22 protein-coding genes and 1 tRNA gene are annotated in these 18,375 nt (G+C 70.7%); 16 read left to right on the top strand and 7 right to left on the bottom strand.

Features of this window, described 5'->3' with window-relative positions; all coding sequences use genetic code 11:
- Window positions 1-454: 454 nt before the first annotated feature.
- Window positions 455-2,335 (top strand): bifunctional metallophosphatase/5'-nucleotidase, encoded by a 1,881-nt coding sequence (locus VIG79_RS08595; protein ID WP_331884589.1) that lies wholly within the window; start codon window positions 455-457, stop codon window positions 2,333-2,335.
- A 2-nt stretch (window positions 2,336-2,337) separates the two neighbouring features.
- On the opposite strand, the gene VIG79_RS08590 is transcribed toward VIG79_RS08595, so the two are convergent.
- From VIG79_RS08590 to VIG79_RS08580, 3 genes are read right to left on the bottom strand one after another with little or no spacing between them, the layout of a single operon-like run.
- The gene (locus VIG79_RS08590) at window positions 2,338-2,940 is read right to left on the bottom strand and encodes an isochorismatase family protein (protein WP_331884587.1); all 603 of its coding nucleotides are present in this window, start codon (window positions 2,938-2,940) and stop codon (window positions 2,338-2,340) included.
- Entirely contained in the window at window positions 2,933-3,550 is a 618-nt protein-coding gene (locus VIG79_RS08585; RefSeq protein ID WP_331884585.1) for a DUF421 domain-containing protein, read from the bottom strand. The genes VIG79_RS08590 and VIG79_RS08585 overlap by 8 nt, the downstream gene beginning before the upstream one ends.
- 32 nt (window positions 3,551-3,582) lie before the next feature.
- Window positions 3,583-4,896 carry a nicotinate phosphoribosyltransferase gene (locus VIG79_RS08580; RefSeq protein ID WP_331884583.1) on the bottom strand — a complete coding sequence of 438 codons (1,314 nt, stop codon included), beginning with the start codon at window positions 4,894-4,896 and terminating at the stop codon, window positions 3,583-3,585.
- 29 nt (window positions 4,897-4,925) lie between these two features.
- Between VIG79_RS08580 and clpS the strand changes: the two genes are divergently transcribed.
- From clpS to VIG79_RS08515, 13 genes are all read left to right on the top strand, one after another.
- Window positions 4,926-5,222: an ATP-dependent Clp protease adapter ClpS gene (clpS, locus tag VIG79_RS08575; protein WP_414672607.1), complete on the top strand. Its 297-nt coding sequence runs from the start codon at window positions 4,926-4,928 to the stop codon at window positions 5,220-5,222.
- Between the two features lie 2 nt (window positions 5,223-5,224).
- On the top strand, window positions 5,225-5,842 hold the full coding sequence (locus VIG79_RS08570; protein ID WP_331884581.1) for a DUF2017 domain-containing protein: 618 nt from the start codon (window positions 5,225-5,227) through the stop codon (window positions 5,840-5,842).
- Window positions 5,843-5,846: 4 nt separating this feature from the next.
- Entirely contained in the window at window positions 5,847-6,842 is a 996-nt protein-coding gene (locus VIG79_RS08565; RefSeq protein ID WP_331884579.1) for a phosphotransferase, read from the top strand.
- A 37-nt stretch (window positions 6,843-6,879) separates the two neighbouring features.
- Window positions 6,880-7,701, top strand: a complete 822-nt coding sequence (gene murI / locus VIG79_RS08560; protein ID WP_331884577.1) for a glutamate racemase — start codon at window positions 6,880-6,882, stop codon at window positions 7,699-7,701.
- Between the two features lie 10 nt (window positions 7,702-7,711).
- Complete coding sequence (locus VIG79_RS08555) at window positions 7,712-8,476, top strand: MBL fold metallo-hydrolase (protein WP_331884575.1); 765 nt, start codon at window positions 7,712-7,714, stop codon at window positions 8,474-8,476.
- A gap of 75 nt (window positions 8,477-8,551) precedes the next feature.
- Window positions 8,552-9,328: a ribonuclease PH gene (gene rph, locus VIG79_RS08550; protein ID WP_331884573.1), complete on the top strand. Its 777-nt coding sequence runs from the start codon at window positions 8,552-8,554 to the stop codon at window positions 9,326-9,328.
- A complete protein-coding gene (rdgB, locus tag VIG79_RS08545) occupies window positions 9,325-9,972 on the top strand; it encodes an RdgB/HAM1 family non-canonical purine NTP pyrophosphatase (protein ID WP_331884571.1) in 648 nt (215 codons plus the stop codon). Before rph ends, rdgB begins: the two co-directional genes overlap by 4 nt.
- Entirely contained in the window at window positions 9,969-11,600 is a 1,632-nt protein-coding gene (locus VIG79_RS08540) for a molybdopterin-dependent oxidoreductase (protein ID WP_331884569.1), read from the top strand. The genes rdgB and VIG79_RS08540 overlap by 4 nt, the downstream gene beginning before the upstream one ends.
- A 27-nt stretch (window positions 11,601-11,627) precedes the next feature.
- Window positions 11,628-11,707: transfer RNA gene (locus VIG79_RS08535), tRNA-Leu, on the top strand.
- Window positions 11,708-11,855: 148 nt separating this feature from the next.
- Complete coding sequence (bcp, locus tag VIG79_RS08530; protein ID WP_331884567.1) at window positions 11,856-12,323, top strand: thioredoxin-dependent thiol peroxidase; 468 nt, start codon at window positions 11,856-11,858, stop codon at window positions 12,321-12,323.
- 42 nt (window positions 12,324-12,365) lie between these two features.
- Window positions 12,366-12,656 (top strand): DUF3618 domain-containing protein, encoded by a 291-nt coding sequence (locus VIG79_RS08525; protein WP_331884565.1) that lies wholly within the window; start codon window positions 12,366-12,368, stop codon window positions 12,654-12,656.
- Between the two features lie 8 nt (window positions 12,657-12,664).
- The gene (locus VIG79_RS08520; protein ID WP_331884563.1) at window positions 12,665-13,006 is read left to right on the top strand and encodes a co-chaperone GroES; all 342 of its coding nucleotides are present in this window, start codon (window positions 12,665-12,667) and stop codon (window positions 13,004-13,006) included.
- A complete protein-coding gene (locus tag VIG79_RS08515; RefSeq protein ID WP_331884561.1) occupies window positions 13,003-13,908 on the top strand; it encodes an alpha/beta hydrolase fold domain-containing protein in 906 nt (301 codons plus the stop codon). The genes VIG79_RS08520 and VIG79_RS08515 overlap by 4 nt, the downstream gene beginning before the upstream one ends.
- A gap of 10 nt (window positions 13,909-13,918) precedes the next feature.
- Here VIG79_RS08515 and VIG79_RS08510 read toward each other — a convergent pair whose 3' ends face one another.
- Window positions 13,919-14,365, bottom strand: coding sequence for an aromatic ring-opening dioxygenase LigA (locus tag VIG79_RS08510; protein ID WP_331884559.1), 447 nt, complete (start codon window positions 14,363-14,365; stop codon window positions 13,919-13,921).
- Between the two features lie 207 nt (window positions 14,366-14,572).
- Here VIG79_RS08510 and VIG79_RS08505 point away from each other — a divergent pair, with 207 nt between their 5' ends.
- Both VIG79_RS08505 and VIG79_RS08500 read left to right on the top strand, forming a co-directional pair.
- Complete coding sequence (locus VIG79_RS08505; protein WP_331884557.1) at window positions 14,573-15,004, top strand: DUF6325 family protein; 432 nt, start codon at window positions 14,573-14,575, stop codon at window positions 15,002-15,004.
- Window positions 15,005-15,062: 58 nt separating this feature from the next.
- The gene (locus VIG79_RS08500; RefSeq protein WP_331884555.1) at window positions 15,063-15,365 is read left to right on the top strand and encodes an SHOCT domain-containing protein; all 303 of its coding nucleotides are present in this window, start codon (window positions 15,063-15,065) and stop codon (window positions 15,363-15,365) included.
- A 22-nt stretch (window positions 15,366-15,387) separates the two neighbouring features.
- On the opposite strand, the gene VIG79_RS08495 is transcribed toward VIG79_RS08500, so the two are convergent.
- The 3 genes from VIG79_RS08495 to VIG79_RS08485 all read right to left on the bottom strand — a co-directional run.
- Window positions 15,388-16,692, bottom strand: a complete 1,305-nt coding sequence (locus VIG79_RS08495; RefSeq protein WP_331884553.1) for an NAD(P)/FAD-dependent oxidoreductase — start codon at window positions 16,690-16,692, stop codon at window positions 15,388-15,390.
- A gap of 91 nt (window positions 16,693-16,783) precedes the next feature.
- Window positions 16,784-17,551: a glucose 1-dehydrogenase gene (locus VIG79_RS08490; RefSeq protein WP_331884551.1), complete on the bottom strand. Its 768-nt coding sequence runs from the start codon at window positions 17,549-17,551 to the stop codon at window positions 16,784-16,786.
- A gap of 38 nt (window positions 17,552-17,589) precedes the next feature.
- Window positions 17,590-18,375 (bottom strand): zinc-binding dehydrogenase (locus VIG79_RS08485; protein WP_331884549.1); only part of this gene is annotated, 786 nt, incomplete at its 5' end.

Here is an 18,375-nt window from a genome sequence, read left to right as displayed (position 1 = left end):
AGTCGTGGCCGAATGGCCTGAGGTACCGCAACCACTGTCATCGGGCGTCGTTGTTGGGGCTCAGGCAACGTCCCGACCCGGGAAGTACCGCCGCCACTCCTCGTTGAACGCTCTGGTGGGTGCGGCGCCTCGGTCGACGCGCGCCTGGTCGATGCGCTGCAGTGGCCTCGGCCATCTTGGTCAGGAGCAACTTGTCCTGTCGGTTCTTGGCTGCCTTGCCGGCGTCGCGACCTGGCATTTGTGCTGACCTCGAGCGAAGGACGGCCGCGTTTCCTGACCGCCTCGACGAGGCGGTCGGTTGTTGCGAGCCGACCTGGGGCAGGGGAGTGGTAAGCCCGATCAGGGGGGCGAGGTTGCGTCCGGCTCCAAAAGGAGGAAACGTGCGGGGCGGACGGCCCCGGCGTCACTCGATGCCGGGCGCCCCGAAACCCACCCCGACACCCCCTGGAGTGACATGACGCGCCGCGCGCCCCGAACCCTCAGCACGATCACCGAGGCCCAGACCACCCGCCGCCAGCTGCTGGCCATGGCCACCGTGGGAGGCGTCGGCGTGGCCGGCGTCGCCGCCGCGGGTCCGGCTCAGGCCGCCCAGGACGCGAAGAAGGGCAAGCCCGGCAAGCACGAGTACACGCTCACCGTTCTCGGCACGACCGACCTGCACGGGAACGTCTACAACTGGGACTACTACAAGAACGCCGAGTACGACGACACGCAGCACCGCGATATCGGCGTCGCCAAGGCCGCCACGCTCATCAAGGCCGTCCGCGCCGAGGTCGGCGCCGGCAACACCATCACCCTCGACGCCGGTGACACCATCCAGGGCACGCCGCTCGCCTACTACTACGCCAAGATCGAGCCCATCACCAACGGCACCATGCACCCCATGGCCCAGGCCATGAACTCCGTCGGATACGACGCCGCCGCTCTCGGCAACCACGAGTTCAACTATGGCCTGGACCTGCTTCGCGCCTTTGACGCCCAGTGCAACCACCCGCTGCTCAGCGCCAACACCGTCGACTGGAACACCGGCGCCCCCCTCTTCCCGCCGTACATCATCAAGACCGTCAAGGTCCCCGGCCAGAAGCCCCTCCGGGTCGGCATCCTCGGCCTGGTCACGCCCGGCGTCGCCATCTGGGACAAGGCGAACGTCCAGGGCAAGGCGAAGTTCCCGGGCATCGTCGAGCAGGCCAAGATCTACGTCCCGCGCCTCAAGGCCGCCGGCGCCGATGTCATCGTCGTGTCCTGCCACTCCGGCCCGGTCACGTCGTCGTCCTACGGCGACGCCCTGCCGTACCCCGAGAACGCCAGCCGCCTGCTCGCCGAGCAGGTCGCCGACATCGACGCCATCCTCGTCGGGCACGCCCACATCGACTTCAACCAGATCGTCACCAACACCTCGACGGGCAAGAAGGTGCTCCTCGTCGAGCCGCTCTACTGGGGTATGCGGGTCGCCCGGATGGACATCCCGATGGCCAAGGTCAAGGGCCAGTGGGTCGTCGACGACACCGCGCTGGTCGGCACGGTCTACGACGCGAACACCGTGCCCGAGGACGCCGAGATCGCGCGGATCATCCGGCCGGCTCACGTCAAGGTGCTCGCCTACGTCAACGGCGTGATCGGCACCTCGAAGCAGGCCATGTCGGCGGCGACGTCCCGCTACGAGGACACCGCGGCGATGGACTTCATCAACTACGTCCAGGCCGACGCGGTGCGCAAGGCGCTGGCCGGCACGGCCGACGCGACCACGCCGATGCTGTCGATCGCGGCGCCGTTCAACAAGGCCGCAGCGATCCCGGCCGGCGACGTCACGGTGCGTGACGTGGCGGGGCTGTACATCTACGACAACACCTTGCTGGGCATCAAGTTCACCGGCGCCCAGGTGCTCGCCTACCTGGAGTTCTCGGCCCAGTACTTCGAGAAGGTCGCGAGCGCCGGCCCGTTCGCGGCCGACGCCGTCACCAACGCCCCCACCGGCACCGCGCCGAACGGAACGCCCGACTACAACTACGACATCATGGGCGGGCTCGACGCTCCGCTGACGTACGACATCGACATCGCCCAGCCGGTCGGCAGCCGCATCAAGAACCTCCGGTATGCGGGTGCTCCGGTGACGTCGAACCAGGCGTTCGTCATCGCCATCAACAACTACCGCCAGTCCGGCGGCGGCAACTTCCCCGGCGTGACGACGGCTCCGGTCGTCTACAACGCCCAGGTCGAGATCCGGCAGCTGCTCATCGACTGGGTGACCGCCAACAAGGTCATCGACTCGTCGCTGTTCTCCACGATGGACTGGAAGCTCGTCGCCAACGGGCAGCCGGTGACCATCACCGGCTGACCTCAGCCGCGAACGACCGGATCGCCGACGAGCTCCGCGCCCATTGCGCGGAGCTCGTCGAGCGTCCGGGCGGTCGTCGTCGGCAGCACGCCGGCGGTCAGGTGCAGATGCACCCGCACCCCCAGCCCGCGCCGGAGCGCATCGACCGCCGTCGCCCGCACGCAGTGGTCGGTGGCGATCCCGACGATGTCGACCGCGCCGATCCGCCGGTCGCCCAGCCAGTCGTCCAGAGGCTGGCCGGTGTCGGGGTCGGGCGCGTGGCCCTCGAACCCGCTGTATGCCGCGCGGAACCGGCCCTTCCGGAAGACCGCCTCCGCTCGGGCGACGGCGGGTTTCACCGCTGGGTGGAAGTCCGCCCCGTCGGAGCCCACTCGGCAGTGCGGCGGCCAGGTGTCGACGAAGTCGGGGTCGTCCGCGAAGTGCGCACCCGGGTCCTCGTGCCAGTCGGCGGTGGCCGCGATCGTCGCGTAGTCGTCCCCGTGCGCGTCCACGAACGTGGCGATCAGTCGGGCCACCTTCGACCCGCCCGCGACGGCCAGTGACCCGCCCTCGCAGAAGTCGTTCTGCACGTCGACGACGAGCAGGGCGCGATAGGGGTCACTCACGCGACAACGGTATCCGGGCCTCCAACGCGGTGAAGCGCTCGTCGATGCGAGCCTCGATCCGCCGGACCGCCGCCTCCAGCTCCCCGGCGTTGGCGTCCTGCTCGTCCCGCTTGAGGGTCATGTCGAACGACCCGCCCGGGCGCAGCGTCGCGGACTCGACCTCCGAGGCGTGGTCGGCGCCGAGCCGGTGCAGGACGGTCCGGAGCTCGCCGTCGCGGATGCCGAGTCGGCGGAGCTTCTTCGAGTCGACCTGTCCGTCCTTGACGACGGTGACCGGCTTGCCGTCGAAGAACCGCTCGGATCCCTTGATCATGAAGGCAACGCGGTCGAACAGGTAGTCGACGAGCACGAGCGTCAGCGCCCCGAGCAGGCCGCCCGAGAGCGAGTTGTCGTCGCCGATGATGGCGTTCTGCACGACGTTGGACAGGAGGAGCACGACGACGAGGTCGGAGAGGTTCAGCTGGGCGAGCATCCGCCGGCCGAACACACGGATCAGCAGCGCGACCGCGGCGTAGACGAAGATCGTGCGCAGGATCTTCTCGGTCGCCGGGATCTGGAAGGTGAACATGTCGGACCAGATCGAGTCGCCAGCAGTGGCAAGGGTATGCATGCGCCGAACCTAGGCCGCAGCGCTGGGAGTTGCTACGGAGTGGCTCGGTCCTCGAAGACCGTAGGGATGGCGACGTCGCCGCGCTGCAGTCGCAGGGCGCTGGCCGGCAGCTCCGCCCGTGACGCCAGGTGTCGTTCGCGGGCCGCGGCGAGGTCCGATGGGGACAGCACTTGGCCGTCGCGCACCAGGTCGACCATCAGCGCCCGGTCGTCCCCGTCGTCGGTCGGCCGTTCCTCGATGCCGACGACCTCCGCCTCCGCGACCCCGTCCGGGGACCGCCGGCGCAGCGCCCACTTACGCCCACCCACCGACGTCTTCGACGCGCTGCGCTTCTCGACCGGCTGCATGACGCCGTGGTCGTCGGAGCGCGAGACGAGCTTGTAGACCATGCTCGCCGTCGGGGCGCCGGAACCGGTCACCAGCTGGGTGCCGACCCCGTACGCATCGACGGGAGCCGAGGCGAGGGCGGCGATCGCATACTCGTCGAGGTCGGACGTGACCACGATCCGCGTCCCGGTCGCGCCGAGCCCGTCGAGCTGGTCGCGGACCTGTCGGGCCTGCTCCAGGAGGTCGCCCGAGTCGAGCCGGACCGCGCCGAGCGAGGTGCCTGCCACGTCGACCGCCGTGCGTACCCCCTCGGTGACGTCGTAGGTGTCGACGAGCAGGGTCGTGCCGGGACCGAGGCTGGCCACCTGTGCCTCGAAGGCCTCTCGCTCGGTGTCGTGCACGAGGGTGAACGCGTGGGCCGCCGTACCGGCGGTCGGGACGCCGTAGCGGCGGCCGGCCTCGAGGTTGCTCGTGGTCGAGAACCCGGCGATGTAGGCGGCGCGCGCTGCAGCCACCGCGGCTTCCTCGTGCGTCCGGCGCGACCCCATCTCGATGCACGGCCGATCACCGGCGGCGGCGGTCATCCGGGAGGCGGCCGAGGCGATCGCGGTGTCGTGGTTGAGGATCGACAGGACCAGCGTCTCGAGGACCACGCCCTCCGCGAACGTCGACTCGACGACGAGGACCGGTGAGCCGGGGAAGTAGACCTCGCCCTCGGCATACCCGCTGATGTCGCCGGAGAAGCGATAACCCGTCAGCCAGTCGCAGGTCGCCTCGTCCACCACGTGACGGGCCCGCAGGTCCTCGATCTCCGCCTCCCCGAACCGGAAGCTCTGCAGCGCCTCGAGGAACCGGCCACTTCCGGCGACGACGCCGTAGCGGCGGCCGTCCGGCAGCCGGCGGGCGAACGCCTCGAAGACGCAGCGACGCCCGGCGGCGCCGCTGCGGAGCGCCGCCTCGAGCATCGTCAGCTCGTAGTGATCGGTGAGGAGCCCTGTGCTGGAAGAGGTACGGGCCACGCTCGACAGCCTATGGTGGGGCAGTGGTGATCTCGGCCTCCCTGGCTCCCGTGGAGGAGCGCAGCACCGAGGTCGTGGAAGAGCTCGAGCTGGACGTCCCGTGGATCACGCTCGTGTGGAACGACCCGGTGAACCTCATGTCCTACGTCACGTACGTCTTCGAGACGTACTTCGGGTACCCCCGCCACAAGGCCGAGAAGCTCATGCTCGACGTCCACTCCAAGGGCAAGGCCGTGGTCGCCCACGGCAACCGCGAGGAGATGGAGCGGGACACCGAGGCGATGCACGGGTTCGGGCTCTGGGCGACCTTCGAGAAGGACGCCTGAGGGTGGCTCGGGCGTTCCGGCGGAAGGGCCAGCGCTATGTGGCCGCCTTCGACGAGATGGAGCGCGGCGTCGTCGCCGGCCTCCTGGAGCAGACCCGCGACATCGTCGCGCCGACCGACGCGGGCGAGCCTCCGGTGGCCAACCCTGACGCGTTCGACGACATCGTCGCCGGCGTCTCGGTGGGCGCTGAGGACCACGTCGCCAGTGCCGAGGAGCTCGCCGACCGCGACCCCGCACTGGAGCGGTTGCTGCCCACCGCCCACCGCGGCGACGAGAAGGTGGCGGCCGAGTTCCGCCGGCTCACCGAGCACGACCTGCGCGACCGCAAGGCGGCCAACCTCACCGTGGCGATCGAGGCGCTGCGCGGTGCCGAGGGCGACCGGCTGGAGCTGACGAGGAAGCAGGCCGACGCCGTCGTGGTGGCTCTGACCGATGCCCGGCTCGTCCTCGGCGAGCGGCTGGGACTCAAGACCGACGAGGACGCACTGGCCCTCGACCGGCTCGTCGCCAACCTCGACCCGGAGGACCCGGTGGTCTACGCCGCCTCGTTCTACGACTTCCTCACCTGGATGCAGGAGTCGCTGACCACCGCGCTGCTGGGTCGCGGACTCTTCCACTGAGCCCATGCTGACCGAGCCCGCGGACCTGTCTCCCGACGCCGTCCTCGCGGTCGTGCGCGAGCACTGGGACGTGGGCATCGTGTCGGCGGCCTACCTCCCGCGGGGCGCCGGCGCACACCACTGGGTCGGCAGCGGGCGGCACCAGCCTCGGTGGTTGGTCACCGCGGACGACGTCGCCACCGATGGCCGGCTCGAGGAGCTCCTCGACTCGTATGCGGCGGCGCGGGAGCTCGCGGCTCGTGGCCATCACGTCGTGGTTCCGACCGTGGCCCCGGAGACCGAGCCCACGGGAGTCGGTGTCGTGCTGGCCGCATACCTGCTGACCGTCGCCCCCTACCTGGAGGGTGAGCCCGGGCCGGGGGAGTACGCGGACGACAACCAGCGGGCGCTCATCGCCGGCGCCCTCGGCGGCCTGCACGCCGAGCGGCCGCCCGCGCGGACACGACCGTGGACCCCCGGCCCGCCGCGGCGCTCCGAGCTGGGCATTCTTCTGACGCGCCTCGGAGGACCGTGGAGTGCCGGCCCGTTCGGCGAGTCCGTGCGCCAGGCGCTGCGGCGCAGTGGACCGGAGCTCGGCCGGCTCTACCAGCGCTTCGACCAGCTCGCCGCGCAGGCGCTCGAGGGCCGCGAGGGGTGGGTGGCGACGCACGGAGAGCCGCATACCGCGAACGTCCTGTGGCAGCTGGGCGGTCCGGTACTCGTCGACTGGGAGTCGCTACGGGTCGCGCCGCGTGAGCGCGACCTGCGCACCGTGCTGCGTGGAGCGGACGGCGCCGAGCCGCTGTCGGCCTACGTCGCGCACGGCGGCACGGCCGAGCTCGACGACGACATGGTCGAGCTGTTCGACCTCGAGTGGTGGCTCTGGGAGGTGGCGGAGTACGCGGTGCGCTTCCACGCCCCGCACGACGGTGACGACGACGACGCGCGGTTCCACCAGGCGTTCCTCGACGAGGTGGTGCCCGCCGTCGAGCGTGCTGTGACCAAGCAGACGGCGCGCTGATTCGGTCGGCAAACACGCGCATACCTATCCTTCAGGGGTGACGGACGCGCCGATCGGCATCTTCGACTCGGGCTTCGGTGGCCTCACCGTCGCCCGGGCAGTGCTCGACCAGCTGCCTCACGAGTCGGTCGTCTACTTCGGGGACACGGCTCGGGCCCCGTACGGCCCGCGCCCGATCGCCGAGACCCGGCAGTATGCGTTGGAGTGCCTCGACCGGCTCGTCGACCACGGCGTCAAGGTCCTCGTCATCGCCTGCAACACCGCGAGTGCGGCGGTGCTCCACGACGCCCGGGAACGGTACGACCTGCCGGTCATCGAGGTGATCCGGCCGGCGGTGCGGCGGGCGGCCGCGGCGACCCGGAACCGCCGGGTGGGCGTGATCTCGACGACCGGTACGCACCAGTCGCAGGCCTACGTCGACGCCTTCGCCGCGGCTCCCCAGATCGAGGTGTTCAGCCAGCCCTGCCCGCGCTTCGTCGAGTTCGTCGAGGCGGGGGTGACCGGCGGCAAGGAGCTGCTCGACGTCGCCCGCGAGTACCTCGAGCCGGTCGCCGGGCACGGCGTGGACACGGTGGTCCTCGGCTGCACGCACTACCCGCTGCTGACCGGCGTCATCTCCTACGTCATGGGCGACGACGTGACGCTGGTGTCCTCGGCCGAGGAGACGGCCAAGGACGTCTACCGGGTGCTCGCCGACGGCGACATGCTGCGTCCCGACGAGCTGCCCGCCCCGACGCTGGCGTTCAGCACGACCGGCGACCCGGACGAGTTCCGTGGCCTGGCCCGCCGGTTCCTCGGACCCGAGGTCGAGACGGTGTTCGGCAACCTCGGGTCGGCGCCGATGGCGGTGGCCCCATGAGGTGGACCGCGTGAAGGTGACCGTCGTCGGCTGCTCCGGGTCCTTCGCCGGGCCGCGGTCGCCCGCGTCCTGCTACCTCGTCCAGGCCGAGCACGAGGGCCGGACGTGGAACGTCGTGCTCGATATCGGCGCGGGCGCGCTGGGCACGCTGCAGCAGCACATCGACCCGCGCGACCTCGACGCGATCTTCCTCAGCCACCTGCACCCGGACCACTGCATCGACCTGTGCGGTCTCTACGTCGTCCAGCGCTACCACCCCGAGGGCCACTCCGAGCCCGTCGTCGTCTACGGCCCCACCGGCACCGGGAAGCGGATGAGCGAGGCCTACGGGCTGGACGACGTGCATGCCATGGACACCGAGTTCGACTACCGCGACCACGTCGACCGGGTGCCGGTCGTCGTCGGCCCGTTCACCGTCACCCCGTATGCGGTCCACCACCCCATCGAGGCGTACGGCCTGCGGGTCGAGGCCGACGGGGTGACGGTGGCCTACACGGGGGACACCGACGAGTGCGAGTCCCTTCTGCCGCTGATGCACGACGCCGACTTGGTCCTCGCGGACTCGGCCTTCGTCGAGGGACGGGACACGCTCCCCGGCATCCACATGAACGGCGCCCAGTGTGCGCGGGTCGCGACCCGCGCCGGCGGTGTCGGCCGGCTGATGCTCACGCACATCCCCGCGTGGAACGACCGGGAGCGGTGCCGCGCCCAGGCGGCGGCGCACTGGGCGGGTGAGGTCGAGCTCGCCGAGCCCGGCGCCGCATACGTTCTGTAAGGGCTTCGTGAGGTTCGACGCGGGCCTCCGGACAGGTCGCCGACGTACTCTCGGGCCGTGGTTAGCCTTGCGGCCATGACCGATCCCACCAGCGAAAAGCCCGCTCCGACGACCCGGCACGACGGGCGCTCACCCGACCAGACGCGCGAGATCCGGATCACCCGGAACTGGCTCGACCACGCCGAGGGCAGCGTCCTCGTCGAGTTCGGGCGCACGCGGGTGCTCTGCGCCGCGTCGTTCACCGCTGGCGTTCCCCGCTGGCTCAAGGGACAGGGCACCGGGTGGGTCACCGCGGAGTACGCGATGCTCCCGCGCTCGACGAACACCCGCTCCGACCGTGAGTCGGTCAAGGGCCGGATCGGCGGCCGGACCCACGAGATCTCGCGGCTCGTCGGGCGCTCCCTCCGAGCCGTCGTCGACACGAGGGCGTTGGGGGAGAACACCATCGTCCTCGACTGTGACGTTCTCCAGGCCGACGGCGGGACGCGGACGGCGGCCATCACCGGCGCCTACGTCGCCCTGGTCGACGCGATCGAGGACGCCCGCGACCGGGGTCTGCTGTCGGCGAAGGCGCGGCCGTTGACCGGGTCGGTCGCCGCCATCAGCGTCGGCGTCGTCAAGGGGGAGCCGGTCCTCGACCTCGACTATCCCGAGGACTCGACCGCCGACACCGACATGAACGTCGTGATGACCGGTGACGGCCGGTTCGTCGAGGTTCAGGGCACGGCCGAGGCCGACCCGTTCGACCGCGAGCTGCTCGGGCGGCTGCTCGACCTCGCCACCAAGGGGTGCGCTGACCTCACCGTGCTGCAGCAGTCCGCTCTCGAGGCGCCCGCGAGGTCGCGCACGTGACGGCGCGGCGCGTGGTGTTGGCGACTCGCAACGAGCACAAGGTGCACGAGCTGCGCGAGATCCTCGCCGTCCTCGTCGACGAGCTCGGACTCGAGATCGTCAGCGCGGCCGAGGTCGACGGACCGGACGTCCCCGAGACTGAGGTCACGTTCGAGGGCAACGCCCGGCTCAAGGCGGTGGCCCTCGCCGAGGCGACCGGTATGCCGGCGCTCGCCGACGACTCGGGCCTCGCCGTCGACGTCCTCGGCGGCTCGCCGGGCGTGTTCAGCGCGCGGTGGTCAGGGACGACCGGTGGGACCGACCTGGCGCGGGCGGACCGGGACCGGGCCAACCTGCGACTGCTGCTGGAACAGGTGGCCGACGTGGGACCGGAGCACCGGTCGGCGGCGTTCGTGTGCGCGGCGGTCCTCGCCCTGCCGGACGGGACCGTCGAGTCGACGGAGGGCCGAGTTGACGGGACCTTGGCCCGAGAACCACGTGGTGACAACGGGTTCGGGTACGACCCGATCTTCCTCGTCGAGTCCTCGGATGGTGGCCGCCGGACCTTGGCCGAGTACACCGACGAGGAGAAGAACGCCATTTCGCATCGCGGGCGCGCGTTCCGCGAGATGGCGCCGATCCTGAGGAAGCGGCTGACCGAATGACTGACCTGAGCCCTCGTCCGGCCAAGACCGACGCGACGAGGAGTGTCCCGCCGCCGCTCGGTGGTGGCTCGACGGCGGCTCCGCCCGACCAGCGGACCGAGGAGCCGACGTCCGGGTCGACCTGGGGTGCGGCGCTCAACGGCGTCATCGCCGGCGCAGTGTCGATCGGCGTCGCAACCCTGCTGGCGGGGGCTCTGGTATGGCTGGGTATCGCCGGCGGGACTCCCTCACCGATTCCTGCGGTGGCCGGTGCCTTCATCGACCGGACCCCGCCATGGCTCAAGGACTTCGCGGTCTCGACCTTCGGGACGAACGACAAGCTGGCCCTGACCATCGGGATGGTCGTCGTCCTCGTCGCGGCGTGCGCCGGGATCGGCGTGCTTTCGAGGCGGCGGGGTCTTCTCGCCGCCGTCCTGCTCGGCGTGGTGGGTGCACTCGGGATGGCCGCGGTCATCTCGCGGCCCGGCGCCTCGGGACCCGACGTGCTCCCGACCCTGCTCGGGACCGCGGCGGGGATCGACACGCTGTTCCGACTGCGGCCGAGGCCCAGTGACGACCTGCAGACCGGCGCCTGGAACCCGCTGACCCGCCGACGGGTCCTCGCCGGCGGCAGCGCGCTCGTGGCCGGTTTCCTCGGCTGGCGACTGGGCGGCGGCGCGGGGTCGGCCCGCGAAGCCCGGGCCGACACGGTGATCCCGACGCCGACGGTCACGCCGTCGGTCGACGGCGCGTCCGTGAACGTGGAGGGCGTCACGCCGTTCATCGTGCCGAACGACGACTTCTACCGGATCGACACGGCGTTCGTGGTGCCGCAGCTCGACACGGCGACGTGGTCGCTGCGGGTGTGGGGTGAGGTGGAGCAGGAGGTCACCATCGACTGGGCCACCCTGCTCAAGCAGCCGCTCGAGCAGCATCTCGTCACGCTGACCTGCGTGTCGAACGAGGTCGGCGGCGACCTGGTCGGCAACGCCATGTGGACCGGCTGGCCGGTTCGCAACCTGTTGGCCATGGCCAAGCCCAAGGCCGGTGCCGACATGGTCCTGTCGCGCAGCAGCGACGGGTTCACCGCGGGAACGCCGATCGAGGCGCTCACCGACGACCGCAACGCGATGGTCGCCGTCGCCATGAACGGCCAGGCACTGCCGTTCGAGCACGGGTTCCCCGCCCGGCTGGTGGTGCCCGGGCTCTACGGGTACGTCTCGGCGACCAAGTGGGTGACCGAGCTGAAGGTGACCCGGTTCTCGGCCGACGAGGGGTACTGGACGCCGCGCGGCTGGTCGGCGAAGGGCCCGATCAAGACCGCGTCCCGCATCGACGTCCCGCGGGCGGGTCGCGGTGTCAAGGCGGGCACCGTGGCCGTCGCCGGCGTGGCGTGGGCGCAGCACCGCGGCATCAGCAAGGTGGAGGTCCAGGTCGACGACGGGCCGTGGCAGCAGGCGACGCTCGCGGCCGAGCCGACGGTGGACGCCTGGCGACAGTGGGCGCTGATGTGGGCGGCGACGCCGGGGAAGCACGAGATCCGGGTCCGCGCGACCGACGCGACCGGGGTCACGCAGACCGAGCAGCAGGCTCCGCCCGACCCGGACGGCTCGACCGGCTGGCACACCGTCCAGGTGGACGTCTCGTAGCGTCCGGCTTCGTAGACTGGGCCACTCGCGGGAGTGGTGGAACTGGTAGACACGCAGGATTTAGGTTCCTGTGCCTCGGCGTGCGGGTTCGAGTCCCGCCTTCCGCACCGGTCCGAGGTGCGCCGTCGGCGGCCAGCGACTCGGACATGAGAAGTCGGGGGCGTGGTGCGCGGCCGACTGGGGAACGACCGCAGAGCCGGGCGAGGGCGTACCCGGGTCTGTCTCGGCGAACCGGCCGAGGCTAGGTTGGGACCTGTGACGACCACTCTCAAGCCCGGGGACGCCGCCCCCGACTTCACGCTGACGAACGACAAGGGTGAGGACGTGACGCTGTCGGACCTCAAGGGCCAGCGCGTCATCGTGTACTTCTACCCGGCCGCGATGACCCCCGGCTGCACCACGGAGGCGTGCGACTTCTCGGACTCCATCGACGCGCTCCACGCCCGCGGCGTCGAGGTGCTCGGGATCAGCCCGGACCAGCCCGAGAAGCTGGCCACGTTCCGCGAGCGCGACGGCCTGACGATCACGTTGCTGTCCGACCCCGATAAGCACGTCCACGACGCCTACGGCGCCTACGGCGAGAAGAAGCTCTACGGCAAGACGGTCCAGGGCGTCATCCGCTCGACGTTCGTCGTCGACGAGGAGGGCAAGGTGTCCGATGCGCGCTACAACGTCAAGGCCACCGGTCACGTCGCCAAGCTGCGCAAGGACCTCGGTCTGTAGGGTTGGCCCGACAGGACGACGGCGCTATCAAGGAGTCAGGCGATGAGCAGCTCGACCCCGGCGGTCCCCGACCCTCCCACGCCGGAGGTGGCGGCACTCGAGTCCGAGCTGAACGAGCGTCGAGCGCATCTGAGCACCACCATCGACGAGCTGGTCACCCGGTTGAGTCCCCAGGAGATCGTGCGGCGCGAGGTCGAGTCGGTGAAGATCCGGATCGCCGAGGCCACGCGCACTCCTGACGGCCAGATTCGCACCGAGCTGGTCGCCGCCGTCCTCGGCGCGGTCTCGCTGGTGCTCGTCGGCGCCGGACTGCTGCGCCGCAACCGCAGCTGACCTCGGCGGTGGCCGCCAAGCGGGCCAAGGCCGGCGAAGGTCTGCCCATCCGCATGCTGCACGACCGGGTCCTGGTGTCCCTCGAGAACGAGGGTGAGCGCAAGTCCGGGGGTGGCATCCTCATCCCTGCCACGGCCGCGGTCGGCAAGCGCCTCTCGTGGGCGGGGGTGGTCGCGACGGGGCCGTCGGTACGCCAGGTCGAGGTCGGCGACCGGGTCCTCTTCGACGCGGAGGACCGCCACGAGGTCGACCTGCAGTCCAAGGACTACGTCCTGCTCCGCGAGCGCGACATCCACGCCATCGCGGCGCGCCGGGTCGAGGAGGACGGCACGACGGGTCTCTACCTGTGAGTCTCGCCAGCCGCCTGGTCCGGTATGCGCCGAGCATCCGGCGTGCCCACGAGCAGTATGCGACGGGACCGGCGACCCGGGCAGCGATGACCGCCCTGCGCGCGGGCCCCCCGACCTACAAGCCGCCCGCCCGCCTCGGCTGGCGGGTGGACGTCGTCGCGGGCGTGAGCCCCGACGGTTGGCCGGTGTACGAGATCGCCCCACGGGGCCGGTCGACCGGACGTCTCGTGTTCCTCCACGGCGGCGCGTACTTTCGCGAGCTGCGGTCGTGGCACTGGTGGTTCGTCGAGCGGCTGGCCCGGGAGACCGGCCTCCTCGTCCTCGTCCCCGTGTACCCGCTGGCCCCGATCGGGACCGCCGACATCGTGGTCCCCAGCGTGGTCGAACTGGTGCGCGACGTGCTGCGCTACCCAGGGAGCCCGGTACTCCTGGCGGGCGACTCGGCCGGCGCCGGGATGGCGCTGGCCGTCGCCCAGGAGCTCCGCCGGTCGCACGACCGAGAGCTGGCCGGCCTGGTACTCGTCTCGCCGTGGGTCGACATCACCTGCGACGACCCCGGTGTGGCCGCGCGGGCACTCCTCGACCCGTGGCTGCAGGCGCCCGGACTCCGGGAGGCCGGCGTCGCGTACCGGGGCCCGCTCGACCCCGACCATCCGTGGGTGAGCCCGATCCACGGAGACCTCGCCGGTCTGCCGCCGATGCTGGTGGTCAGCGGCACTCACGACATCCTCAACGCGGACGCGCACCGCCTCGTCGACGAGGTGACGACGGTCGGCGGCGCGGTCGAGCTGGTGGAGGAGCCGGGACTCCTCCACGACTATCCGTTGCACCCGACGCCCGAGGCCCGCGCGGCGCAGCGGTGGATCGCGGCGTGGTGCCGCGCGCGCGTGGCCGGTTCCTGAGGCGAGTGGCCTACGCGGCCGTCTGTTTCGCCGAGACCGGAGCCGTCACCGCGGCGGCGTCGTTCGCGACGGACCGGAGCGCCAGCCCGATGACGACGAGGACCAGTCCCAGCACGGCGGCCATGGCGGCCACCCCGAACGCCACCACGGAGGTGAACAGGGACGCCTGGAGGAACGACGCGTTCATGACGGTGGCCCGGTTGGGGTCGGTCTGGGGGAGCTCCGCGTAGGTCTTCCCGCCGGCGATCTTGTTCGCGTGCTCGTTGATGACGTTGGCCTGCGCGAAGGCCTCCCACGGTTGGGTGATGTGCTGCCCAGCGAACATCGAGGCGTCCTCGGAGACCGTGATGTTCTGGGCGCCGAGCGTCGTGCTGACCATGGCGTACGTCGCAACACCCGCGACGAAGAAGACGACTCCGCAGACGATGACGATCAGAGCGGCGGTCCGTGCCTTCATGGCGTGCTCCCTCCCGGGTCCCCTGAGACCCAGGCTGACAAGGCCCAGGCTCCTGGGCCATGACGCCAAGTCCACACCCCGCCGGCCACGAAGCGGTCACCTCCTGAGGATGATGCTGCCGCGGGCCACCAGTCCTAGTGTGGTCGCGGACGCCCGGGACGTCGGTCCCGTTCGACCCCCACCTCGCACCAGGCAAAGGACTTCATCATGCCGTTGGGCCCGATCGAGATCGTGGTCATCGCCTTCCCTGAGAACCGGTTCACCGGTCAGATCGTGCCGGAACTGCGGAAGCTGGTCGATGCCGACACCGTGACCGTCATCGACGGGGTGTTCGCCACCAAGGACGAGGACGGGACCGTCGCGCTCATCGAGTTCGGCGAGCTGGGCGGCAACGACGATGCGGCCGCGTTGACCTCGGTCATCGAGCGGATCGAAGGGATCATCTCGGACGAGGACGTCGAGGCGTTCACGGCGGAGCTCGAACCCAACAGCTCGGCGGCGATCATGGCGTTCGAGCACACCTGGATGAAGCCGCTTCGCGACGCCGTCGTCGAGGCCGGTGGAGTGCTGCTCGACAGCGTTCGCATCCCCGGCGCCGTCGTCGAGGAGATCCTCGCCACGGTTCCCGACGAGGACTGAGCCACTTCATCCGCACACCGCGAACGACGAACACGAGGGACATGAGATGAGACGTCGCATGGGACGCCCGGGTCTGGTCGGGACCATGGCGCGCACGGCCGTGATCGCCGGAACCGCCACCGCCGTATCCGGGAGCATCCAGAAGAAGCAGCAGGCCGGCGCTGCCCAGGCTCAGGCCGCCGCGGAGCAGCAGGCGGCCCCGCCACCCCCGCCGCCTCCGGCCGTGCCGCAGGATGCCCCACCGGCCGCCGGGCCCGGAGACCTGATGGACCAGCTGGAGAGACTCGCCAACCTCAAGACGTCCGGGCTCCTCAGCGACGAGGAGTTCTCAGCCGCGAAGGCCCAGCTCCTCGGAATGTGAGTCGGTCAGCGCTCGCCGGCTCTCACGGGTTGGGGGTCACCGCTCCCATAGGGGTGTCCGTGTCGAGGGGGACGTCCTTCCCGCGCACCAGCCCGAGCTGGACTCCCTGACGCCCGAACGCCGTCTCGGTCAGCCAGCTAGCGGCGGTGCGTCCGCGGTTGCCCGGCAGCGAGTAGAGGTGGTAGCCACGGGTGACGACCTTGGCCGGCAAGCCGGACAGCGGGATGTGCAGCGGGTCCGCCGCCGAGGTCCAGCCGCCGAGGTCGACGACGAAGCCGAGGTCGTGGTGCTCGTACGGACGTCGCTCGCCGATGCCCAAGGATGCCGCGATGTTGAGCGCCGCGCGGACCCCCTGGCGCTGCGCGTGCTGCGCCGTCATGGGCGTGATCTCACCGGGCCGGGTGAGGTCCGGGACTGCCGCGACGTCTCCACACGCGAACACGTGGTCATGGCCGGGCACCTGGAGATACTCGTCGACGTCGATCCGACCCTTGGTCGTGGGGGAGCCGAGCCCGGAGATGAGCGGCTCCGGCCGCACGCCCACGCACCAGATCAGCGACCGGGTGGGAACGACGGTGTCGTCACTCAGCCGGACGTGGTCGTCCGTGGCCTCGGCGACGGAGGTCTGGGTCCGGATCTTCACCCCGCGCTGACGCAGCACGCGGTCGGCGGTTCGGCTGAGGCTCTCGCCCAGCCCTGGCAGCACCCTCGGAGCGGTGTCGACCAGGAGCCAGCGGGCCTGTTGCCCCGCAAGCCGGGGGTGCTCCTTGCACAGAGCCTTGGTCATGAGGACGCCCTGGGCGGTGACCTCGGTCCCGGTGTACCCGGCGCCGACGACGACGAAGGTCAGCCGCGCCGCCCGCTCCTCCGGGTCGTCGGTGTTGTCGGCCAGCTCGATCTGACGGGTGATGTGGTCACGCAGGTAGAGCGCCTCGGCGATGTTGCGGAAGCCGTGCGCGTACTTCGCGACGCCCGGGATGGGCAGCAGCTTGTTGACGCTTCCGGTGGTCAGCAGGACGCGGTCGAAGGACAGCTCCCCGCGGTCGCCCTCCGGGTCGATGTAGGTGAGCTGCTTCTCCTCGAGCCGGACCGAGTCCACCGACCCCAGGAGCAGGCGTACCTTCCGCAACGTCCCGGGGATGGAGACGGTCACGCGCCGCGGGTCGAGGATTCCGGCGGCCACCTCGGGCAGCAGCGGGAGGTAGAGGAAGTAGTCCGTGGGGTTGACCAGGACCACCTCGCTGTCGGGCATCCGTCGGGCCAGGACCCGAGCGGCGTTGTACCCCGCGAAGCCGGCGCCGATGATCGCGATCGTGGGTCGGCCCATAGCTCCACACCCTGGCGCAGATGGCGGGGGAGCGCCACGGGCCGAGACCGGCAGACGGACAGGGCTCTCCCTGTGCGTGACTGGCGTCGGTTCAGAAGGTGGTGTACCCGCCGTCCGCGACGAGTACCGAGCCGGTGACGAAGCTGGAGGCATCACTCGCGAGGAAGAGGATGGCTGGGGCCAGCTCTTCGACGGTGCCGTACCGCTGCAGCGGGGCGTCCTCGATCCAGTGTTGCCGGTACTGCGGTTCGTCGACCGGCGACATGTCCGTCTTGATGTAGCCGGGCGCGAGGGCGTTGACGCGGACGCCGTACGGCCCCCACTCGGCGGCCAGGCTCCGGGTGAGGTGGTGGACGGCGGCCTTGGAGGCGTTGTATGCCGGTTGCCACTGGGGCCGGTTGACGATGAGACCGGACATCGAGCCGATGTTGACGATGACGCCGGAGCGCTGGTCGACGAAGTGCCGTCCGAACACGCGCGCGCAGTGCCAGACGGCGTCGAGGTTGACGTCCATGACGTGCCGCCAGTCCTCGTCGGTGACCTCGAGGGCGGGAGCGTGCACACAGGCGCCCGCGTTGTTGACGAGGATGTCGACTCGGCCGAACCGTTCGAGCGTCGCGTCGAGCATGCGAGTGACATCCTCGGCGACCGTGACGTCGGCCGCCGTGAACGTGACGGTCGCTCCCCTCTCGGTCAGGGCTTGCTTGACGACCTGGCCGCGGTCGCTGTCACGTCCGACCAGCACCACGGCGGCACCCGCGTCGGTGAGAGCGGTCGCGAACCCCTCACCCAGACCTCGGGTTCCGCCGGTGACGACGGCGACCCGGCCGGTGAGGTCGAAACGGTCCATGGCGCTCATGTCACTCTCCTGATCATTCGCCCGGGTCACTCTCCGGGTCACTCGCCGGGCCTGACGATGGCTTTCATGCTCTGGGGGTCGTCCCGTGAGGCCGTCAGGGCGGCTTCGACGTCGCGCAGACCGTAGTGGCCGGTGACCATCGCGTCCAGGTCTACTCGCCCGGATGCGGCGAGGCGGATCGCGGTGGGCCAGGTGTTGGCGTAGCGAAATGCTCCGGTGATCGTCAGCTCGCGGTCCTGGACGTAGGACAGCGGCAGCTGCACGGTGTCGCCGCCCATGCCGATCAGCACGACCCGGCCGGCTCGGGCCATGGTGCCGACGGCGTCCCAGGTGGCGCGGGCGTTACCGGAGCACTCCAGCAGCACGTCGGCCTCGATCCCGGCATCGGCCAGCGAGGTCTGCGCGACGTCGACGGTGCCGAGCCCGAGCCGCTCGGCCAGGCGTAACCGGTGCTGGTTCACGTCGGTCACGGTGACGGTGTCTGCCCCGTAGGCCCGCGCGGTCTGGGCGGCGATCAGCCCGATGGGGCCGGCACCGGTCACCAGCACGTCCGTGCCCGGAGAGACGCCGCCTCGTCGACAGGCCCACACGCCGACGGACAGGGGTTCGATCAGGCCGGCGGCGTCGTCACTCATGCCGTCAGGAATGGGGAACACGAAGGATGCCGGCATCGCGACGTACTGGCTGAACGCGCCGTCGTACGGTGGCGTGGCGAAGAACCTCACGTCAGGGCACAGGTTGTACCGGCCGGTCAGGCACTGCGGGCAGTGCCGGCATGGCACACCCGGCTCGATGGACACGCGCTGACCGACCTGTAGGTCCGT

Origin of the sequence: Lapillicoccus sp. (assembly GCF_036559105.1) — a bacterium.
Taxonomy (GTDB): Bacteria; Actinomycetota; Actinomycetes; order Actinomycetales; family Dermatophilaceae; genus Lapillicoccus.
Note: the sequence above shows the minus strand (reverse complement) of the source record. Positions and strands in the feature narration are given on the sequence as shown.